Annotated in this window: 21 protein-coding genes and 1 other annotated feature; of the genes, 2 read left to right on the top strand and 19 right to left on the bottom strand. The window is 27.7% G+C overall.

Annotation, left to right across the window (positions count from 1 at the left end; all coding sequences use genetic code 11):
• Nucleotides 1–45 precede the first annotated feature (45 nt).
• A complete protein-coding gene (locus tag QX51_RS19380) occupies nucleotides 46–2457 on the top strand; it encodes a GH25 family lysozyme (protein WP_052232896.1) in 2412 nt (803 codons plus the stop codon).
• Nucleotides 2458–2494: 37 nt separating this feature from the next.
• On the opposite strand, the gene QX51_RS05505 is transcribed toward QX51_RS19380, so the two are convergent.
• The 10 genes from QX51_RS05505 to QX51_RS05460 all read right to left on the bottom strand — a co-directional run bounded on the left by QX51_RS05505 (nucleotide 2495) and on the right by QX51_RS05460 (nucleotide 11773).
• The gene (locus QX51_RS05505) at nucleotides 2495–4417 is read right to left on the bottom strand and encodes an AAA family ATPase (protein ID WP_039678902.1); all 1923 of its coding nucleotides are present in this window, start codon (nucleotides 4415–4417) and stop codon (nucleotides 2495–2497) included.
• A 105-nt stretch (nucleotides 4418–4522) separates the two neighbouring features.
• Nucleotides 4523–5767, bottom strand: a complete 1245-nt coding sequence (locus QX51_RS05500; RefSeq protein ID WP_039678901.1) for a uracil-xanthine permease family protein — start codon at nucleotides 5765–5767, stop codon at nucleotides 4523–4525.
• Between the two features lie 36 nt (nucleotides 5768–5803).
• On the bottom strand, nucleotides 5804–6334 hold the full coding sequence (gene pyrR, locus QX51_RS05495) for a bifunctional pyr operon transcriptional regulator/uracil phosphoribosyltransferase PyrR (protein WP_039678900.1): 531 nt from the start codon (nucleotides 6332–6334) through the stop codon (nucleotides 5804–5806).
• A 244-nt stretch (nucleotides 6335–6578) separates the two neighbouring features.
• On the bottom strand, nucleotides 6579–7490 hold the full coding sequence (locus QX51_RS05490; RefSeq protein WP_039678899.1) for an RluA family pseudouridine synthase: 912 nt from the start codon (nucleotides 7488–7490) through the stop codon (nucleotides 6579–6581).
• Nucleotides 7490–7942, bottom strand: a complete 453-nt coding sequence (lspA, locus tag QX51_RS05485) for a signal peptidase II (RefSeq protein WP_039678898.1) — start codon at nucleotides 7940–7942, stop codon at nucleotides 7490–7492. Before lspA ends, QX51_RS05490 begins: the two co-directional genes overlap by 1 nt.
• 96 nt (nucleotides 7943–8038) lie before the next feature.
• The gene (locus QX51_RS05480; protein WP_039678897.1) at nucleotides 8039–8818 is read right to left on the bottom strand and encodes a polysaccharide deacetylase family protein; all 780 of its coding nucleotides are present in this window, start codon (nucleotides 8816–8818) and stop codon (nucleotides 8039–8041) included.
• A gap of 22 nt (nucleotides 8819–8840) precedes the next feature.
• Nucleotides 8841–9332, bottom strand: a complete 492-nt coding sequence (locus tag QX51_RS05475; protein WP_052232895.1) for a TraR/DksA C4-type zinc finger protein — start codon at nucleotides 9330–9332, stop codon at nucleotides 8841–8843.
• Nucleotides 9333–9345: 13 nt separating this feature from the next.
• Nucleotides 9346–9831 carry a DUF5665 domain-containing protein gene (locus QX51_RS19375; RefSeq protein ID WP_052232894.1) on the bottom strand — a complete coding sequence of 162 codons (486 nt, stop codon included), beginning with the start codon at nucleotides 9829–9831 and terminating at the stop codon, nucleotides 9346–9348.
• Between the two features lie 216 nt (nucleotides 9832–10047).
• Nucleotides 10048–10752 (bottom strand): 5'-methylthioadenosine/adenosylhomocysteine nucleosidase, encoded by a 705-nt coding sequence (locus QX51_RS05465; RefSeq protein ID WP_039678895.1) that lies wholly within the window; start codon nucleotides 10750–10752, stop codon nucleotides 10048–10050.
• A gap of 175 nt (nucleotides 10753–10927) precedes the next feature.
• The gene (locus tag QX51_RS05460) at nucleotides 10928–11773 is read right to left on the bottom strand and encodes a DegV family protein (protein WP_039678894.1); all 846 of its coding nucleotides are present in this window, start codon (nucleotides 11771–11773) and stop codon (nucleotides 10928–10930) included.
• 184 nt (nucleotides 11774–11957) lie between these two features.
• Here QX51_RS05460 and QX51_RS05455 point away from each other — a divergent pair, with 184 nt between their 5' ends.
• The gene (locus QX51_RS05455; RefSeq protein WP_039678893.1) at nucleotides 11958–12554 is read left to right on the top strand and encodes a TetR/AcrR family transcriptional regulator; all 597 of its coding nucleotides are present in this window, start codon (nucleotides 11958–11960) and stop codon (nucleotides 12552–12554) included.
• A gap of 39 nt (nucleotides 12555–12593) precedes the next feature.
• On the opposite strand, the gene ileS is transcribed toward QX51_RS05455, so the two are convergent.
• The 9 genes from ileS to QX51_RS21430 all read right to left on the bottom strand — a co-directional run bounded on the left by ileS (nucleotide 12594) and on the right by QX51_RS21430 (nucleotide 20607).
• Nucleotides 12594–15707: an isoleucine--tRNA ligase gene (gene ileS, locus QX51_RS05450; protein WP_039678892.1), complete on the bottom strand. Its 3114-nt coding sequence runs from the start codon at nucleotides 15705–15707 to the stop codon at nucleotides 12594–12596.
• 150 nt (nucleotides 15708–15857) lie between these two features.
• Nucleotides 15858–16082, bottom strand: a binding site (T-box leader).
• Nucleotides 16083–16158: 76 nt separating this feature from the next.
• Complete coding sequence (locus QX51_RS05445) at nucleotides 16159–16689, bottom strand: DivIVA domain-containing protein (protein ID WP_039678891.1); 531 nt, start codon at nucleotides 16687–16689, stop codon at nucleotides 16159–16161.
• Nucleotides 16690–16700: 11 nt separating this feature from the next.
• The gene (locus QX51_RS05440; RefSeq protein WP_039678890.1) at nucleotides 16701–17486 is read right to left on the bottom strand and encodes a YlmH family RNA-binding protein; all 786 of its coding nucleotides are present in this window, start codon (nucleotides 17484–17486) and stop codon (nucleotides 16701–16703) included.
• A gap of 13 nt (nucleotides 17487–17499) precedes the next feature.
• Complete coding sequence (locus QX51_RS05435) at nucleotides 17500–17760, bottom strand: YggT family protein (protein ID WP_039678889.1); 261 nt, start codon at nucleotides 17758–17760, stop codon at nucleotides 17500–17502.
• A 19-nt stretch (nucleotides 17761–17779) separates the two neighbouring features.
• Nucleotides 17780–18247 (bottom strand): cell division protein SepF, encoded by a 468-nt coding sequence (locus QX51_RS05430; protein WP_039678888.1) that lies wholly within the window; start codon nucleotides 18245–18247, stop codon nucleotides 17780–17782.
• A gap of 22 nt (nucleotides 18248–18269) precedes the next feature.
• Nucleotides 18270–18965: a YggS family pyridoxal phosphate-dependent enzyme gene (locus QX51_RS05425; RefSeq protein ID WP_039678887.1), complete on the bottom strand. Its 696-nt coding sequence runs from the start codon at nucleotides 18963–18965 to the stop codon at nucleotides 18270–18272.
• 26 nt (nucleotides 18966–18991) lie between these two features.
• Nucleotides 18992–20059 carry a biotin/lipoyl attachment domain-containing protein gene (locus QX51_RS19370; RefSeq protein WP_052232893.1) on the bottom strand — a complete coding sequence of 356 codons (1068 nt, stop codon included), beginning with the start codon at nucleotides 20057–20059 and terminating at the stop codon, nucleotides 18992–18994.
• Nucleotides 20060–20230: 171 nt separating this feature from the next.
• A complete protein-coding gene (locus QX51_RS05415) occupies nucleotides 20231–20470 on the bottom strand; it encodes a hypothetical protein (RefSeq protein WP_039678886.1) in 240 nt (79 codons plus the stop codon).
• A gap of 8 nt (nucleotides 20471–20478) precedes the next feature.
• Nucleotides 20479–20607, bottom strand: coding sequence for a hypothetical protein (locus QX51_RS21430; protein ID WP_257560857.1), 129 nt, complete (start codon nucleotides 20605–20607; stop codon nucleotides 20479–20481).
• Nucleotides 20608–20609 lie beyond the last annotated feature (2 nt).

Raw genomic sequence — 20609 nt, 5'->3', positions numbered from 1 at the left:
AATAAAAATTTAAAAACAAAATATCATCTTGTATAGGGGGAATTTATGAAAAAAATAACAAGATCATTTCTTGCTGTATCACTTTCAACTGCTATGATTTTTCAAAACATGGTACTTGTAAGTAACTGCGAAGAGATAAATACAACAATCAGCGAGGATACTTATATAAGTAGCAAGTCTATAGACAATCAAGATTCTACTATACAACCTGACCCAGAAGTTAATCCACATCGTAGCATGGGGGATGTTCTTTCTACATACTCACTTCAAAGCGAATTACCAGATTTAGAAACCAAGACTTTAACTAAAGCTAGTTCTATAGGATTCGGAAAAGTCACTGCAAATAAGCTGAATGTAAGAAGTGGACCTTCAACATCTTATAGTATTGTAGGAACATTAAATAATGGTGAAAATGTAGAAATATTAGGTAGAGATAATAATTGGTATAAAATATCATATGATAATCTAACAGGGTATGTATCAGCTTCTTACATTACCTTAAGCCCTATAGAAAAAGGAATTGATGTGAGTAAGTGGAATGGTACTATAGACTGGAAAAAGGTAAAAGCAGATGGAATCGATTATGTAATAATAAGAGGTGGATTTGGAAATGCTACTGTAGATCCGCAGTTTGAATCTTATATCCAGGGTGCAAGTGATGCCGGTTTAAAAATTGGTGTCTATTGGTTTAGTTATGCTACTTCAGTAACTAAAGCAAAAGAAGAGGCTGCTAAATGTTTAGAAACTATCGCTCCTTATAGAGATAAAATAACTTATCCAGTGTTTTATGACTTTGAGTATGATAGTGTAGATTATGCTAAAAAATTAGGTATAACAATTACAAAGGATTTATCATCAAAAATGGCAGATGAATTTTTAACTGCTATAAAAAATGCAGGATACATAACTGGTATATATACAAATAAAGACTTTGGTGACAAATATTTTTACGAAGATATGTTATTTGCCAATAACTTATGGATTGCACAATATTCTTCTGCATGTACATATAATAGACCATATATGATGTGGCAATATACAGACAAAGGTACTATAAATGGCATTGGTACATCAAGTGAACCTGCATATTTTGATATGAATTATACTTATTTAAAACCAACAAATAATCAAACATCAAGTAATAAAATTGACTTATCTTCATCTTCAGTAAGTGAAATCAGTTCAAAAACATATACAGGAAGTGCGATAGAGCCAAGTTTTACGGTTACACTTAATAATAAGATTTTAAAGGAAAACGAAGACTATACTGTTACTTATTCCAATAATATCTCTATAGGTACTGCAAAAATATTAATAAAGGGAATCGGTAATTATGTAGGAGAAAAAACTATTACTTTTAAAATTGTAGCTCCTACTACAAGTAAAATAAACTTGTCATCAGCGTCCGTTAGTGAAATTAGTTCTAAGTCATATACTGGTTCTGCAATTAAGCCAAGTGTTACTGTTAAAGTCAACGGTAAAACATTAAGTTTAAATAAAGATTATACCGTTACTTATTCCAATAATATATCTGTAGGTACTGCAAAAATATTAATAAAAGGAACCGGTAATTATACAGGAGAAAAAACTATTACTTTTAAAATAATACCTAAGAAAATTTCAAAAGTTTCCTTATCAAAGAAAACTACAAATTCTCTTACATTATCTTGGAATAAACTTGATGATGTCACTGGTTATAAAATATATAAGTATGATTCAAAATCTGAAGACTATGAATATCTAAAAACAATAAAAGGTGCTTCAACTACTTCATTCACAGATAGCAACTTAACCGATGCAACTGTTTATAAATATAAAGTAAGAGGTTATAAAACTGTGGACGGAAATGCTTATAACGGTTTTATTTCAAATTCATTCGCTGAATCTACTAAAGTGAAGACTGTTTCTAATCTTAATTTAAAAACTAGAAATGCGACATCTTTAGAGTTATCTTGGGATAAAGTAAAAAATGCTGATGGATATAGAATATATAGACTTGATACAAATACAGACACTTATAAGTTAGTAAAGACTATAAATAATAATACCACAACTTCTTATAAACACAGTAATTTAGTATCAGCAACTAATTATTATTATAAAGTAAAAGCTTTTAAATATTTAAATGGAAGTAATCGTTATAGTGACTACTCTTCAAGATTAAAAGCTACAACTAGACCATTACAACCAAGTGTAATTTTAAACTCAACTAAATCAAAATCCATAAAAGTAAGTTGGACAAACATAAGTAAAAGAGCTACTGGTTACGAAGTACGTATGTCAACTTCTAAAAATGGAACTTTCAACTCTATCGGTACAACTACAAATACAAGTTTTACTAAAGTCAATTTAACTAAAGGTAAAACGTACTATTTTAAAATTAGAGCTTATAGAATAGTTGATGGACAAAAAATATATAGTTTATACAGTGGTATAGAAAGTATAAAATGCAAATAATAAAAAGGGCTTATTTTAAGCCCTTTTTATTATTTCACTATATAACATTCATAATCTTAAACAACTTTTTAAAATTGTTTACTGTCTTATCACTTAAGTTTACTGATTTACATTTTACCTTGTCATAGAACTCTTTAGCTGCCATAGTTTTATTATCTACATAATTAATACTAAATTTTCCTTTATCCTCCTCACTAATAAGAGTTTCCACAAATTCGGCATATTTATAAATGTCCTTATCTTTATTATTATAAGTGTCATTACAATTTACAAAGAATATATCTTCATTTATTTTTAAATTTAAGTTTTCTATTAACTTCTCACACTCTACAAAACCAGCTTTATCATAATCTAATATAACTTTAAAATCACATCCCCAGCCAATTAATATGGATACTATTACATTAATATTCCCTGCACCAACAGCGGGAATAATATATGGCATTTTTTCCTCTGGCACATTAAAATAATATAACATTGCCGTATAATACATATAGTCAGTTATACCTTCTGTCACTATATTTAGTTTGCCGCCTTGTGGTCCAATATTAAATCTTAAATCAGCACCTATAGCCTGAACTAGAGGGCTTAAAGTTTCTCTTTTGGATACACTATTTAATTTATTATCATAAGCTGTATTATAAATATTTGTATGACCTTTTTCATCTTTTTCTATGGCCCTTATATTTATAATATTATTTGAATCTATCATATAAGGAGAATGTGTAGAATAAACAACTTGATTATCATTTTTACATAAGTCATAAAATAATCTAAGCAATTCCCTTTGAGCATTCACATGAAGATATACACCTGGCTCATCTAATAAATAGATTACATTTGTATCCTTTATATCATTAGCTAAAATATCTATAAATAAATTTAAATACCATCTAAGGCCATTACTTCTTTCATTTATATTTGTAGTATTTTCATTAGTCTTCACTAGAATTTTTATATAATCCTTTTTAAAGGATATTTTAATTTGTACATTTTCTTCACAATAAAATTCATTAAATTTTTTTTGGATATTATACTTAATTTTTTCTTTTATTTTATTTCTACAAATTTCTAATTGATTTTCATCGTCATTTTCCATAGCTAGTAAAAATTCTTGTGTATTTATTTCACTAGCTAATATAAACTTATATAAAGCTCCTCGTCTATCTTTTATTTGTTTTTTTACTTCCTCCAATTGATATTCATTTTGTAATTCTTCTTCGCTTTTTCTGTGATAAAGTATGGGTAACATTGAATATTTTTTTCTTATTTTACTTTTAACAATTTCTAAATGTCTAATAAGTGTATATCTATTTTCATCATAAGCCATATTAGATTTATTTTCTTCTTGCATATTGTCATTAAAATTATCGTCTTCACTAATACAAAGGTAATCTTCACCATAAGAATTTAGAATATATAACAATTTATTAAGGCTTTTCTTATACTTAATCCATATGGTATTATTAATGTTTTCCATTGAATTAATATATTTAACTACTTCACAAAAAAATTCACTATCCATGCTATCATAATAATTTTCTTCTAAGTATAGCATTAACTCTTTTTTCAAGTACGAAATGGATTTAACTAATTCTATATCCTCATCAAATAATCTTGAAAACCCTCCTTTGAACTCAATTTCTCTATATTGTGAAAAGTAAAAATAAGTAATATCGTCTTGAATATTTTTATACTCTTTTAATAAATTTATTTCATTGTTAGTAAATTTAAGTTCCACAACTAAAGATAATTCACCATCCAAAAAGCTATTATTAAACTTATAAAAATCCTCCAGTATATAGTGACTAAAAGAAATCGCTCCTAGGATTTCAAGCACATTACTTTTACCACTATCATTTTTACCTATTAATGCAGTAACATCATCTTCTAACAATAATGCATTCTTCTGAGTTCCTATAGATTTGTAATTATTGATTATTACGCTTGATATCCTCATTCAATTCACGCCCCAATTTAATCTTCTATAAATTATATTAATATAAGTATAAAAAAAATCACAAATTATATATAGAGATAATTTGTGATTTAACATTAAAATTTATTATTTTGTACTTGCAAGTTCTCTAATAGGAGTAGAAACTTCCCTTTTGAAATCATTGTGATTTATTAATCTATTAACAATTATCCCTATTAAAGCCGCTAAACTAAGTCCTGTTAATTTTGCACTGCTAGCTATAGGTATACCTATCTCTACTCCTGCAAAGTGTTTTACATAACATGTAGTAAGCCCTATTACTAATATTATTATCATTACTGAAAGATTTCCATTTTCTTTGTAACATTTGCTATCTCTTATAGTTTTAACCCCTATAAAAGTAATCATAGAGAATAAATAAATACTAATTCCACCCATAACTGCTGTAGGTATTGATTGTAAGAATGCTCCAAACTTACCCACACATGATATTACTATGGCAAATACTGCCGTAAGTCTTAATAGCTTAGGGTCATAGTTTTTAGTTATAGCAAGTAATGCCGTATTTTCTCCATAAGTTGTATTAGCTGGTCCCCCCATAAACCCTGCAAATAAAGTTGCTATACCGTCTCCTAGCAAGGTTTTATGAAGACCTGGATCTTCTAAGAAGTTCTTTCCAACAACTGCTCCATTAGTAGTTATGTCTCCAACATGCTCCATAAACACTGCTAAAACTACTGGTGCTATAATTATTATAGCTTCAATAGAAAATTTTGGAGCTGTGAAATTTGGTACTGAAAAGAAACTTGCTTGACTTACTGCACTAAAATCTGTTATTCCAGCAAATTTACTAACTATTATACCTACAAATATAGCTATTATTACACTAAATTGTCTAATACTTCCTTTAGCAAATTGATTAATTCCTACTGCAACACCTAAAGTTATAAGTGCAACAATTATATTATTCATTGCCATATCTATAGCTGTTGGTATTAAATTTAAACCTATTACTATTATCATTGCTCCTGTAACTTGTGGTGGAAAATATTTTTTAACTTTTTCCGGACCAACGACTCTAACTATCATTGACATTATTACATATATAAGACCTGCTGCAATTATACCCCCTTGGGCATAAGATAAGTCTCCATTAAAGGTTTCTGTAACTTGGTTTATAACTGATATAAATGCAAAACTTGACCCTAAGAATACTGGTACTTTAAAGTCTGTGCATTTATGGAATAATAATGTACCAACTCCTGCACAGAATATTGCTACTGACGGATCAAATCCAGTAAGCAATGGAACTAATACAGTAGCTCCAAACATTGCTAACAAATGTTGAATTGATAAAATGGCTTTTTTCATTTAAATTCCCCCTAAGATTTTAATACTATAATTAACCTATTCTTCTATACTAACTGAATCTTCTGTATCACACTCAATTAATTTAACTGAGATTATTTCGCTTCTTGATGTTGGTACATTCTTACCAACATAATCTGCTCTAATAGGTAGTTCTCTGTGTCCTCTGTCTACTAAAACTGCCAGTTGTATAGCTTTAGGTCTTCCTACATCCATAAGCGCATTCAAAGCCGATCTTACCGTTCTTCCTGTATATAATACATCATCAACTAATACTACTGTTTTATCTGTAATATCAAAATCTATTTTTGTTGAGTTAACAACTGGATCAATTTGTTTTTTACTCAAATCATCTCTATATAGAGTTATATCCATTTCTCCTATTTGTATCCTTTGACCTTCTATAGCCTCAATTTTATCTGCTATTCTACTTGCAACTGGAACACCTCTAGTCTTAATACCAATAAGTACTAGATTTTCTATCCCTTTGTTTCTTTCAATAATTTCGTGACTTATTCTTGTTATAGCTCTTCCTATTGCCTTTTCGTCCATTATTTTTGCCTTTTGCATAAGAATCCTCCTAAAATTTAGCATTTAAATAATTTTATTAAATACCATATAAAATATTAAAAATATTATTTGTACATAAAAAAACTTCTTATCTTAAGACAAGAAGTTAGTATTTTTTCACATCAAAAAATTCTATTGTTATATGCCTTATGATATCTCTGTATCATTTTAAAGGTATTTAATTACTATTACTTATTATATATAATTAATAAGTTTTTTTCAATAGTATTTTTCCCACTTTCTATTACTTTATTCTATTAAGTATTTTTTGAAAATATTCTGGAAGTTGTGAGTCAAATTCCACATATTCATTCTTACTAGGATGAATAAATCCTAATTTTTTAGCGTGAAGAGTTTGACCTTCGATTTTTAACTTATTATTTTTAGGACCATATAAAGGGTCTCCTAAAATTGGATGGTTTAAAGATGCAGCATGAACTCTAATTTGATGAGTTCTTCCTGTTTCTAATGTAGCTCTAACTAAAGTATAGTTTTCAAACCTTTCTATTACTTCAAAGTGAGTTACAGCTCTTTTGCCATCTTTGACTACGGCCATTTTCAATCTATCCTTAGGATTTCTTCCTAGTGGCTTGTCCACCGTTACTTTATCTTCTTTAAATACACCGTGACAAATAAATTCATATTCTCTAGTTATAGAATGGTCTTTTAATTGATCTGCTAATGAGTTATGTGCATTATTATTTTTTGCAATCATTAAAAGACCTGAAGTATCTTTATCGATTCTATGAACTATACCTGGTCTAATTACACCATTTATAGATGATAAATTATCTTTACAATGATATAAAATTGCATTTACTAAAGTATTATCATAATTTCCTGGTGCCGGATGAACTACCATATTTTGTGCCTTATTCACTATTAGTAAATCATTATCTTCGTAGACTATATCTATAGCGATATCTTGTGGAACAATCTCTAGTAACTTTGGTGCTGGTATTTCAATAACTATTTTATCTTCTTCTTTAACTAAATATTTTGCTTTTTCAACCTTATCATTAACCCTAACTTTTTTATTTTTAATAATTTTTTGTATATAACTTCTAGACATATCTCCTAGCTGACTAGATAAGTATACGTCTAACCTTTCTCCTTCTTCTTCCTCAAGGACTAAAAATTCTCTTATTTCATCCATTATTTCACCTGCTTCTTATCTTCTTCGCTTGTAATTATATATATACATAGAAGTATTGTTCCTACTACTACGAAACAATCTGCTAAATTAAATACATAGTTCCATATTATATGAAAATCTAAGTAGTCCACTACAAAACCTAACCTAACTCTATCTATTAGATTTCCTATAGCACCTGATATTACTAATATTATACCTATCTTGCCAATATTATTCATTTTCTTAGTATGTAAATAGTAAATACCATAACAAGATGCAATTGCCGCAACTACTATGAATATAGTTTGATTATTTTGTAGCATACCAAAGGCTGCCCCCCTATTTTCCACATAAGTTAAATTGAATATATTATTTATAACAGGAATACTTTCTACTACTTGTAAATAATTTAATGCCCAGTATTTTATTATTTGATCTAACCCAATCAGTATAGCTACAATGACTTCATACATTTTCAATTCCTCCTAAATAAGTCTTATCCTATTTATTATACAAAAAAAGTATCTTTAAAGAAACAAATTTCTAAAAGATACTTTTTCTCTTATATATTATTTAATTTGCATTTTTTCATTATTTGTATTCTTTTCTAAATGTTCTATTAACTCTGATATTGTAACAAATTTATATCCTTTTTCCAATAAATCTGGAATAATTACATCTAAAGCTTCTATGGTTTGAGATTTAGGATTCCTTATTTTATTATAGTCATGCAGTAGTATTATACATCCATTTTGTATTCCACTTTCTATAGATTTTACAATAGAATTTACACCCGGACTTTCCCAATCTCTAGCATCTACATAAGACCAAAGTACTATATTCATATCTTCTTTTTTTATTATTTCACACATATCTCTGCTAATAGCTCTATATGGTGGTCTAAAGGTTTTAGGATATACTCCTGTCACAGATTTAACTGCACTTTGTGTATCTCCTATTTCTTTTCTAATTTTATTATATCCATTTTTTGATACATTTATATGAGTATAAGTATGGTTTCCTATTTCATGACCTTCTTCAAATTCTCTTTTTATTATTTTTTTATTATATTGAACTTTCTCTCCAATAACATAAAATGTTGCCTTTACATCATATTTCTTCAAAATATCCAATATTTGTGGTGTAAAATCTTCATCAGGTCCATCATCAAAAGTTAATGCAAGAAGTTTTTCATTTGTATTGCCACATTTAATTATTAAATCTTCATAATCATTTTTTGATATATTTTCAAATGCTTCCGTTTCTATGTCTTTATTAGATAGATTTCTAATACTTACTCCTATCAAAACTATTGCACCTAATATTAATACATAAATAGCCTTTCTCATGCAAAGCACTCCTTACTTATAATTATTCAGTTTCACCATCTAAACCATTTTTATTTAAGTCTGTTAAATCTTTAATATATTCACTATAATACATATCATTATAAGAATTAATAGCATTTTTATCCATACTTTCACTTTCATCTGGAGCTGTAATAATTTCTTTTGCGCAAGAAGAACAAAGTGTTGTTTCAGGTATTACATCTAATCTTTCTTTTTCTATTTTTTTATGACAATTTGTACAAATACCATAACTACCATCAGAAACCTTATCTAAAGCTTCGTTTATTTCATCAAGTACATACTTTTCATGACTAATCAAGCTATTATCCATATCATGCATATATACATCTGTTCCTATATCTCCTATGTGATTATCAACACTAGATAATTCTCCAGTACTATATTTTTCACTAGTATGTTTAGTAGTATCTCCAAATAATGTATTGTCTTCCATTTCCTTAATTGTTTTACTCACTTTCGCTTTTTCTTTTTCTAATTTTTTTCTGTAATCCACAATATCACCTCATCTATTTTCTGTATTGTTGTACTATATTTAATAATTTTGCTATGTACCTACCAACAAAAGGCAAGTCTACCCAACTAAATAATAACGCGAGTACTAATGCTGCCAGAATGGTAAATCCAATAGCTTGACCAAATCCTTTTCCTAATCCAGCAATAAAATTAATAATAAATAATCGCCTTTTACTATCTGTCAAATACATATAATCTCTAATTCTACTTCTTTCAATTATTATTATTAGTTTTTCTAAATATCTTTTAATGATACCTAATTCTTTTTGTGAATCATCACTTAAATACATACCATTAATAAGTCTATCAATATCTTCAATACTCACATATTCTTCATTATTTTTTTTGCATTTTTCTGTATAAGAAGCTTTTATTGCTTTATCTATATCTAAATATTTTTCATCTTCAATATCGAATTTTTTCTTTTTACCTTTATAATTCCTTAAATTTTCTGCAGATATACGAGTATTAAACTTCATTATTCCACATCCTTTTATATATTCTTAGCATCAAATTTAGTATACGAAAAAAGCTTTAAAAATATAAAATAAAGACTAAGTAATTTTCATTTTCTTAGTCTTTCCTTTTTTATCATTAATTATTTCTTTTTTATTATTACTTTACTTAATAAATAAATTAACATTATTTGTTAAGTAAAGTTCATTATAAAAAAGGAAGCCATTTGGCTTCCTTTTTTATAATGCTTTTAACATTTTTAATACTATATCTTTTGAGTTTTCAGCTGCTTCTATAACAAATTCATCATAAGTTACATTAGCACTTCCATCAGCTTTGTCTGACATGGCTCTTATTATTACAAATGGAATATTATTTAAATAACAAGTATGAGCAATAGCTGCTCCTTCCATTTCTCCACAATAAGCATTAAAATCATTTTCTAATTCTTCTTTTAACTCTTTAGATGATATAAATATATCTCCTGTAGCTACTCTACCTTTAACTATTTTAAATTCTTTATCCTTAACTTGATCTAGCGATGATTCATATGCAGCATTTACAAGTCTTTCATCTGCTATAAATACTGAATTATCCATTTGTGGTATTTGACCTTTTTTATATCCAAAAGCTCTAGCATCTACATCGTATTGTATTGCTTCTGTTGATATTACTATATCATTTACATCAAGAGACGAGTGTATAGCTCCTGCCACTCCTGTATTAACCACAGCATCCACATTAAATTCACTTATTAATATTTGAGCACATAGTGCAGAGTTTACTTTTCCTATTCCACATTGAACTAATACTATATCTTTACCTTCTAACTTTCCTTCATAGAATGTTAAACTTGCTTTTTTCACAGTATTTTCTATGTCCATTAAACTTTTTAAAGTTGTTACCTCTAATTCCATTGCTCCAATTATTCCTATTTTTTTCATATTGCCTCCTAATTTACGTACATTTTCAATAAATAAGTATTTTATTAAAATTTATCTAAAAAACAAATAAATTATAAATTTCTAGTATTTAAAAAACCGTTCTAATAAATTAGAACGGATATTTTCAATATATTTAATAATATGTTTTATATATAAATTTGTCAAGAAGTTAAATTTATATAACCGCTACAAGTACTGCACCTTCTGATGTATAAACACCCATTGATGGTCCTACTTCCATCACGTAAACTTCTTTAAAATCGTGATAGCTCTCCAATATTTCTTTAATTTTCATAGCCTTTTCCGGACAATTTGCATGTCCTATAGCTAATTTAGTTCCACTTGTTTTGTGAACATTATTTTTTATATAATCTATAACTTTATTTATAGAGTTTTTCTCTCCTCTAGCTTTATCTATAGGCTTAACTAGACCATCACTAATATGAACAATAGCCTTTAAGTTTAAAGCACCTATTATTTTACCTGCTAGAGCATTTATTCTTCCACCTTTTATTGCATTTTCTAAAGTGTGTAAAGCTCCATAGAATACTACTTCATGTTTTAATTTTTCAATAGTATTTACTATTTCGTCCATACTTTTATCTTCATCCATCATATTTGAAATTTTTGATACTAATAATGCTTGGCCAATTGAACCTGTAGTAGAATCTATTATCTCTATCCTCTTTTTATTTCCATTTTCTTCTTCATACATATTTTTTGCAAGTACTGCACTATTATAAATCCCAGATAGTTTACTTGTTAAACATAATACTATAATATTGTCTTCTTCACAATCAAACGCATCTAAGAATTGATTAGGAGATGGACATGATGTTTTTGGTAATTCATTATAATCTTTCATCATCTCATAAAACTCAGGTATAGTTATATCTGTTCTTGTTGAATAACTTTTATCTCCAAAAGAAACCATTACATCTACGATTTCAACTTTACTACTATCTATAATTTCTTGCGAAAGATCACAACTACCATCTGTTATTAATTTTATATTCCTCATTCAAAATACCTCTCCTTAAATATAGTCCTCTAAATCGGTCAGCTGACCGAGTAATAAGTATATTCTATCTTTTATAATGATTTTTGTCAATATTTAAAGAATGAAAATGTTTTTTCTAGTTTGACAATATTTTTTTGTGACATTATAATAAGTGTAGATAAGTAAAGTTAGGAAGGTTTAAAATATGAAATTAGATAGAGCCACTAAACAAAATCATAATATGAAGGAAAAGATTTTATTAACTTCTATTGATTTAATGACTAAAAATGGTATAAATAATACTTCTTTGGCAGATATAGCAAGAGAAGTTAACATAAGTAAAGGCACATTATATTACCATTATGCATCAAAAGACGATATTATTTTTGATATAGCCGATAATCATTTAAGCATACTATCAGAGGCATTGTTGGATTGCATAAAAGAAATAAATTTTCATTTTACTACTGAAGAATTTGTATTAGTAGTTCTTAAAAATATTTCAAACATTGAGAGTACTGGCAGAATACATATGTACTTAATTTGTGAAGCAATAATGGGCAATAATGCTTTAAGAGAAAGAATTGGCGTGAAATACGTAGAGTGGAGGACCACTTTAGAGAATCAAATGACACAAATTATAGCTGATAAATCACATGCCAAAGGGGCTTCCTTCCTACTAATGTCTGTAGTAGATGGATTAGTAGTACAAGCGCTTTTAAAAGCTGAAAAAGTACCTTATGCAGAAATTGCTAAATTCTTAATAGATTATTCAAATAAAAAAAGAACTACCTCTTTATAGTTATTAACTAAGAGGTAGCTCTTTTTTTAATTTAAGCTATTATTTTCTTATAACTTTTATTCCTGCGTCATGTCCATTTAGATCAAATACTTCTAAAGTATCATCTTCTACTCTTTCTATATCTAATGCTAAAGTTTCATTTTTGATATATTCATCAAAATTACTTACAGCTTTAGCTATTTCATCATCTGCGCAGAATTTTATATCTATATTATCTAATACTTCGAAATCATTAGATTTTCTTAATTGTTGTACTTTTGATATGAACTCTCTTACATATCCTTCTTCTATTAACTCTGAAGTTAAATTAGTATCTAATATAACGAATATGTTATTTTCCATACATACGTCGAATCCTTCTTTAGCCGATATATTTATTAATACATCATCTTTTCCAAATTCAAATGATTCTCCAGCTAAATCAACAGTTAATTTTTCACCAGATTCTAACTTAGGTACTACTTCATTAGCTTGTAATTTACCTAAAGCACCTGCAAACATTCCCATCTTCTTACCTAAAACTGGTCCTAAAGCTTTGAAGTTTGGTTTTAAGCTATAGTTCATGTATTCACTTAAATCAACAGCAAATACAACTTCTTTAACGTTAAGTTCTTCTTTTATTAAGTCTACAACGTCACTTATTTGAGCTTCATACTTCCCATCAACTAATACTTTTTGAACTGGTTGACGAACTTTTATTTTACTTTCTTCTCTAGATGCTCTACCTAAAGTTACTAAAGTTTTAGTTATTTCCATTTTTTCTTCTAATTCTAAATCTATTAATTCTTCATTAGCTCTTGGGTAAGATGCTAAGTGAACTGATTCTTCATTAGTTAAATCTCTGTATATTTCTTCAGAAAGATATGGAGCAAATGGAGCTATCATTCTACAAAGCTCAGTTAATAATTCATAAGTAGTATTATATACTGCTTTTTTATCTTCTGTTAATTCAGTAGCCCAGAATCTTCTTCTTGAACGTCTTATATACCAGTTAGATAAATCATCATTTATAAATGATTGTATGCTTCTTATAGTTTTGTTAACTTCGAATATTGCTAAGTTTTCTTCAGTTTCTTTCTTTAAGTGGTTGAATCTAGATAATATCCATCTATCTAATTCTGGTCTATCTTTGTATTCAACAAAGAAATCAGTTGGATTTACATTATCAGTGTTTGCATATAATGCAAAGAAATTGTATACGTTTTTGATAGTTCCTATGAACTTACTTTGTATTTCTCTAAGACCTGATTCATCAAATCTTATTGGAGTCCATGGTGGAGATACATATAATAGATACCATCTTAAAGCATCTGCTCCATATTTATCGAATAATTCAAATGGATCTACTGTATTTCCTCTAGATTTACTCATTTTCTTACCATCTTTATCAAGAACTAGGTCATTAACAAGTACATTTTTGTAAGGAGCTTTTCCTGTAACAAATGTAGATATAGCAAGTAATGAATAGAACCATCCTCTAGTTTGATCTATACCTTCACAGATGTAATCTGCTGGGAATAATTGATCAAAGTTTTCTTTATTTTCAAATGGATAGTGATGTTGAGCAAATGGCATTGCACCACTATCAAACCAACAATCTATAACTTCTGTTACTCTTGTCATTGGCTTTCCACAACATTCACATTTTAAATGTATATCATCTACATATGGTCTGTGAAGCTCTACAGTTTTTGGATCTATATTTTCAACAGCTTTAGCCGCTAACTCTTCTCTAGAACCTACTGAATCCTTATGACCACATTCACATCTCCATACGTTAAGTGGAGTACCCCAGTATCTTGTTCTTGATACTGCCCAATCATTTAAATTTTCTAACCAGTTACCAAATCTTCCTTCACCAACGAATTTTGGATACCAGTTAACAGTATTATTATTTTCTATTAATTTATCTTTTAATTTAGTCATTTCTATATACCAGCTTGGTTTTGCATAGTATACAAGTGGAGTTGAACATCTCCAACAGTGTGGGTAGTTATGTTCTACTTTTAATTTAGAGAATAATTTGTTCTCATGCGCTAACCATTTTATTATTTCAACGTCTAAACCGTCTTCCATAACAAATTTACCTTCCCATGGAGTAGCAGTAAATTTACCACTTTCATCAACAGGTTGTAATACTGGTAAGTTATATTTTCTTCCTAGATTGTAGTCGTCTTCACCGAAAGCTGGAGCAGTATGGACTATACCTGTACCATCTTCAGTAGTTACATAATCACCTAAAGTTATAAAGAATGCTTTTTCATCTGTTGTTACAAATGGCATTAATTGCTCATATTCAACACCTTCTAATTCAGCACCTTTCATCTCTTCTAATATTTCATAAGTTCCTTCTCCTAAAACTTTATTTGCTAAAGGTTTAGAAACATAATATATTTCATCATCTTTTTTAACTTTTAAGTAATCAACTTCTCCGTTAACTGTTAATGCAACGTTTGAAGGTAGAGTCCAAGGAGTAGTTGTCCAAGCTAAGAAGTATTCATTTTCAGCATCTTTTCTCTTGAATTTAGCTATAACTGTATTAGTTTTAACTTCTTTGTATCCTTGAGCAACCTCATGTGATGCAAGTCCAGTTCCACATCTTGGGCAGTATGGAAGTATCTTATGACCTTCGTATAAATATCCTTCTTTATTGAATTTATCTAGTATCCACCAAACTGATTCTATATAGTTATTATCTAGTGTTATGTATGGATTATCTAAATCAACTTCATATGCCATTCTCTCAGTCATATTTCTCCATTTACTTTCGTAAGTGAAAACAGACTCTCTACATTTTTGGTTGAACTCAGCTATACCATACTCTTCTATTTGTTGTTTATTAGTTAAACCTAATTCTTTTTCAACTTGAAGTTCAACTGGTAGTCCATGAGTATCCCATCCAGCTTTTCTCTTAACTTGATATCCACTCATTGTTTTATATCTACAAACCCAGTCTTTTAAAGTTCTAGCAACAACATGGTGTATACCTGGATTACCATTTGCTGTTGGAGGTCCTTCGTAGAATACGAAGCTAGGATCATTTTGTCCTTTTTCTAATGTTTTGTCTAGTATATCTATTTGTTTCCAATATTCTGACACTTGACTCTCAGCATCTTTTACTGAAGAATCTACTAGTGGCTTAAATTTTGCCATATTAAGTTCACCCTTTCTTGATTATTTATTAGTATAAAATTTAATTATTCCCATTTTTATTGACTTAAATGCCAATATACATATTTATAACTTTGGTTAGTATAATTTAAAATTAAGGTATTTTAAACATAAAAAAACTCGTCCCCTAATAAAAGGGACGAGTTGAAATCGCGTTACCACCCTAATTCTATATATACTTGTAGTATATATAACACTCTATAGTTTAACGACACTAACCGGCATAGCTTAATTGATTAAAATCTTTCAGCCTGCAGCTCCAGAGTGATTTTCAACTTTATTCAATACGTTGGTTCTCAGCTTATCCAACTCTCTGTAGAATATCCAAAAGCCTACTCTCTCTATCATTGCTTTTTTTAATATGTAATTATATTCTTAAAGTATACAATAACTTACCTCTTCAGTCAATATAATTATTATTTAAACATTTTTCTTATTCCATAGAAGTAGCAGCCTCATCTTCTACTAAATAAGTATGTTCTTCTTCATATAAACCATCTACACTTAAATGCTCATCAACATCAGAGAATATATCATCTATAGTTTCTATCTCTTCTTTTATTAAAGATTTAAATCTATTTCTAAATCTTTTAAAGTTTTTTACTAAATCATCATATTCTTTCCTTAATGTATCAATCTGTTCTCTGCAGTTTTCTGTTATTTGTTTTGCTTTTAATTCTGCCTCATCTACTGTCATCTTAGCTTTTTTATTTGCAGCTTCACAAGTATCTTTAGCTGCTGCTTGAGCAGTTATTAATGTATCATTTAAAGTTTTTTCTATAGTTTTATATCTGCTTACTTGTTCTTGATACAATTTGATTTTTTCCTTTAAATCTAAATTTTCTCTATATAGATTTTCAAAATCTTCTTTTACCCTATCTAAGAATTCATCAACCTCATCTTCATGGTATCCTCTAAATCCTTTTTTAAACTCTTTATTTTCTATGTCCATTGGAGTTATCATATATTCCCCTCCTACAATAATAATTTTCCTTGAACTTTTATTTTTCCTTTTTTAGTTAAATCACCAATATTAGTTATTTGTGATCTACCTTTTCCTCTGACGGATATCAGAGATTCTGATTTTATTTCTTTTGAGCAAGATGTGATTTTTTCATAATTAACTTGAACTTTTTCGTTATTTATTAACTTAGCACTTTCTTGTCTCGAAATATTGTACATACCACTTATTATACAATCTATTCTACTTGAAGAAACAGTAAAGTTAACCTCTTTATAATTAGGTATATTATAAAGAATGTCATTTCTAGAAATTTCTTTTAACTTCACATTGTTCCTAGCAACCTTCTCTAAGTTCATTAAAATAAAATCACAGATATCAAAAGTAACAATTACCTGACAAAAGTTCTCATGTATAATTATATCTCCAATTTTTTCTCTTTTTATACCTAGACTTAATAAAGAACCTAGATAATCTTTATGACTGATTGATTTAAATTTGAAATTTCCTTCTATTTGTATAAATCTCAAAGTTTCATTTATATCTTCATATTCCATATAAAATGGATAAATAAATACTATTTTTCTTTCGCTTTCATCATAACCACCATCAACTGTATATTTCAAGTCGCTATTAGAATTTAAAATTGCTTTAGCATTCTCCACTTCAAACGGATTTAAAAAATCACTATATCTTACATCATAATTTTTTAAACAGCCATTTGCTTTATCAATTATTCTAAACATCTTATTTTTTAAATCTGTATCTTTAATGTGAGATGTTAATTTTAACTTGTCCATTTTATTACCTATTTTACCAAGCCAAGCTTACGATTAATCTTTGTGCCATTGATATTACAAAAAAAGCTATAATTGGTGAAAAATCTATTGGTATATCTATATATCTAAATAAAAGTTCTCTAATCGGTCCCACTAAAGGCTCTGTAAACATACTTAATATTTCGTATACCCTTGAGTATCTAGCTCCTGGAAACCAAGACATTAAACATTGTATTAAAATAATCCAACTTAATATGTTTAAAAGCTTAATCAGTAATACAGCTATCATTTGCATGGTTTTTCTCCTTTATGTATTATTTTTGCCATGGAAAAAATGCTTTACTTTCTAACTCTTTTTTAATATTTGCATCTATATCCACATTGTTTGGGGCTAATATAAATATTGACTTAGAAACCTTTTGCATACTTCCATCTAGTATATATACTGCTCCACTTATAAAGTAATATATAGACTTTTTAACTTCTGGCTCTTCTTCTACACTTTCTAAATTAACTATTACAGCTCTTCTTTGTCTTAGATGATCTGCTATTATAGTCACATCATCATATTTTTTAGGTTCAGCTATAACAACTTTCATTTGACTATTAGTATGTATATTAACAACTTTGCTACTTCTTGTTACTTGAGAATTAGTAGCTTCTAATTTAGATTCTTCTTGATCTGATTCTTCTTGAATACCATCATATTCATCTTCTCCATCGTATTCATCTTCTTCAATTGACATCCAATCTTTAAATTTCTTTATAAATCCTTCACTCATTTTATATTCCTCCCTATACTTTCTATTTGTTATAATTTCTTTGTCCAAATATTGAAGTTCCTACTCTTACAATTGTAGCCCCTTCCTCTATTGCAATTTTATAATCATGGCTCATCCCCATAGATAAAGTATCCATTTCTACATTTGGTAAGTTTAAGTCCTTAATTTGTAATGATAAATTCTTTAGACTTCTAAATACCTTTCTTATTTCTTCTTCATCATCTATAAAAGGTGCCATTGTCATTAATCCTTTAATATGTATATTTTTATAGTTGTTAGATACTTCTTTTATAAAATCTATTACAAACTCTTCCTCCAGTCCATGTTTACTTTCTTCTTTTGAAATATTAACTTGAACTAAACAATTAATTATCCTATCTATTTTTTCAGCTCTTTTTTGAATTTCTTCACATAAAGATATTCTATCTAAAGAATGGATCATATAAGCTTTATCAATTATGTACTTTACCTTATTAGTTTGTAAAGTACCTATTAAATGATATCTAACTTTATCGCCAATAACTTCATACTTTCTAGCTAATTCTTGAGGTTTATTTTCACCGATATCTGTAATTCCTGCATCTATAGCTTCTAAAACTTTATCTACATCTACAGTTTTAGTAACTGCCATTAAATTTACGTCTTCTTGTCTGTTACTTTCTTTTCTTATATCATTAATATTTTGTTTAATAGATATTATATTATCTTTAATTGACATAAATTATCACCTTCTTATTCCTTATACTAATTAATCTTTGTAATTCTTTTGTTTATAAAATTAGGTCTTAAAATAATTCTATCATGCAATTTAATTGTGTTTACCCCATTAACTTCATTACTTCTAAAATCCACATATACATAAGTATCGTCCTCAAAAGAAATACCTTTAATTTCTATAAATTCTGGCTTATTATTTTCTTCATTTATAACATATACACCTGTTTTGCTGTCCTTTTTTACTATAGATTCTTTCGGTATCCTTAAAGCTTCCATTTGTCTATATATTATATCAAATTCTTCCACTCTTGTATCGTAAATTTCAAGATTTTGTTGTGTAATTTTAACTACTATAATAAAACAATTATTTTTTTTATATATTTTATATATTTCGCCATTTATTTCCTCATTCTTAATTTTAATTTTAACACTATCACCTTCATTAAACAACTTATTATCTTCACTTACAAATGCCACATAATACTCATTATTGTTTATCAATCTAGCTATAATATTACCTTGTTTTATCTTTTTATTATTAGTTGAAGTTGGTATATAGTTATTACTTAGATTTTCTATATCTTCTTTAGTTAAATTAGACAAATCATCACTATTATATTTATTTTCATTGTTGTCATATTTATAAGATATAATTCCAGATGTACTAGCATAATAATTGGTAGCATTAGCTTTAACTTTTTCTTCTAATATTTTTAATTCTTCTTTTTTTACAGATAATATACCAATTTTTAATGCATTGTTTTCTCTTTCCAAGTCCTTTATCTCTTCTTTTAAATTATTTATTTCTTTATTAATACTATCATCTATATTGTTATTGTATATGGTAGCTATATTCTGAGATTTTTGAACTTTTTCATTATTATTTACTAGCAAAGATAGTGTTCCACTAGTATCACTTTTTATTAAATATTCATCTCTTATAACAATACACTTTTCCTTAACTTTCATAGTGTAAAAATCATCTTTTAGTACTAATACAGATGTATTCAATCCTATTAAAAGAGTTACTCCTTTAAATACTAAATATATAAGTATCCCTAGTATAAAGAGCCTCGAATATTTTATTTTCTTCAATGGATTCACCTCAGTATCTAAATAATATTCTTATTTAAAAGTAATTAATTATATAATTTCTTTAAATATTATTTAAACCCTTCTTAATATGTGAATAGATTTATTTTTTAATCATTGTCTTCTATACAAGTTTCTTCTTTTTTCTTGAAAAACTTAATTTTGTTTCAGAAATTACAACTTCAATATATATATATATACAAATCCTATGCCAAATTTTGTTGTAATTTGTTCACTATAAATTATGATAGAAAATATAACTCCAAATATAGTCTCTAAAATTAATATCTGTGTTGCTGATGATGGATTTATTTGTTTAATTCCTATATTTTTTAAAAGAAGTTCTCTTTCTGTTGCAAATATACCTATTAAGTACCTTTTATCTATTATCTTTAACCTTTTATAATAAATCAAAATGAATACTAGAATCTTATATAAAGCCCTAATGCTAAAATCAAACTTGTACTCATGGTAGATGCTGCATCTTTTACTACAACAAATATCCTTCCCCCAATTAATGTAGCTACAAATAAATCAGCTATATTTAGCATAT

Origin of the sequence: Terrisporobacter othiniensis (assembly GCF_000808015.1) — a bacterium.
In the GTDB taxonomy this organism is placed as follows: domain Bacteria; phylum Bacillota; class Clostridia; order Peptostreptococcales; family Peptostreptococcaceae; genus Terrisporobacter; species Terrisporobacter muris.
This window is presented reverse-complemented; position numbering and strand designations above follow the sequence as displayed.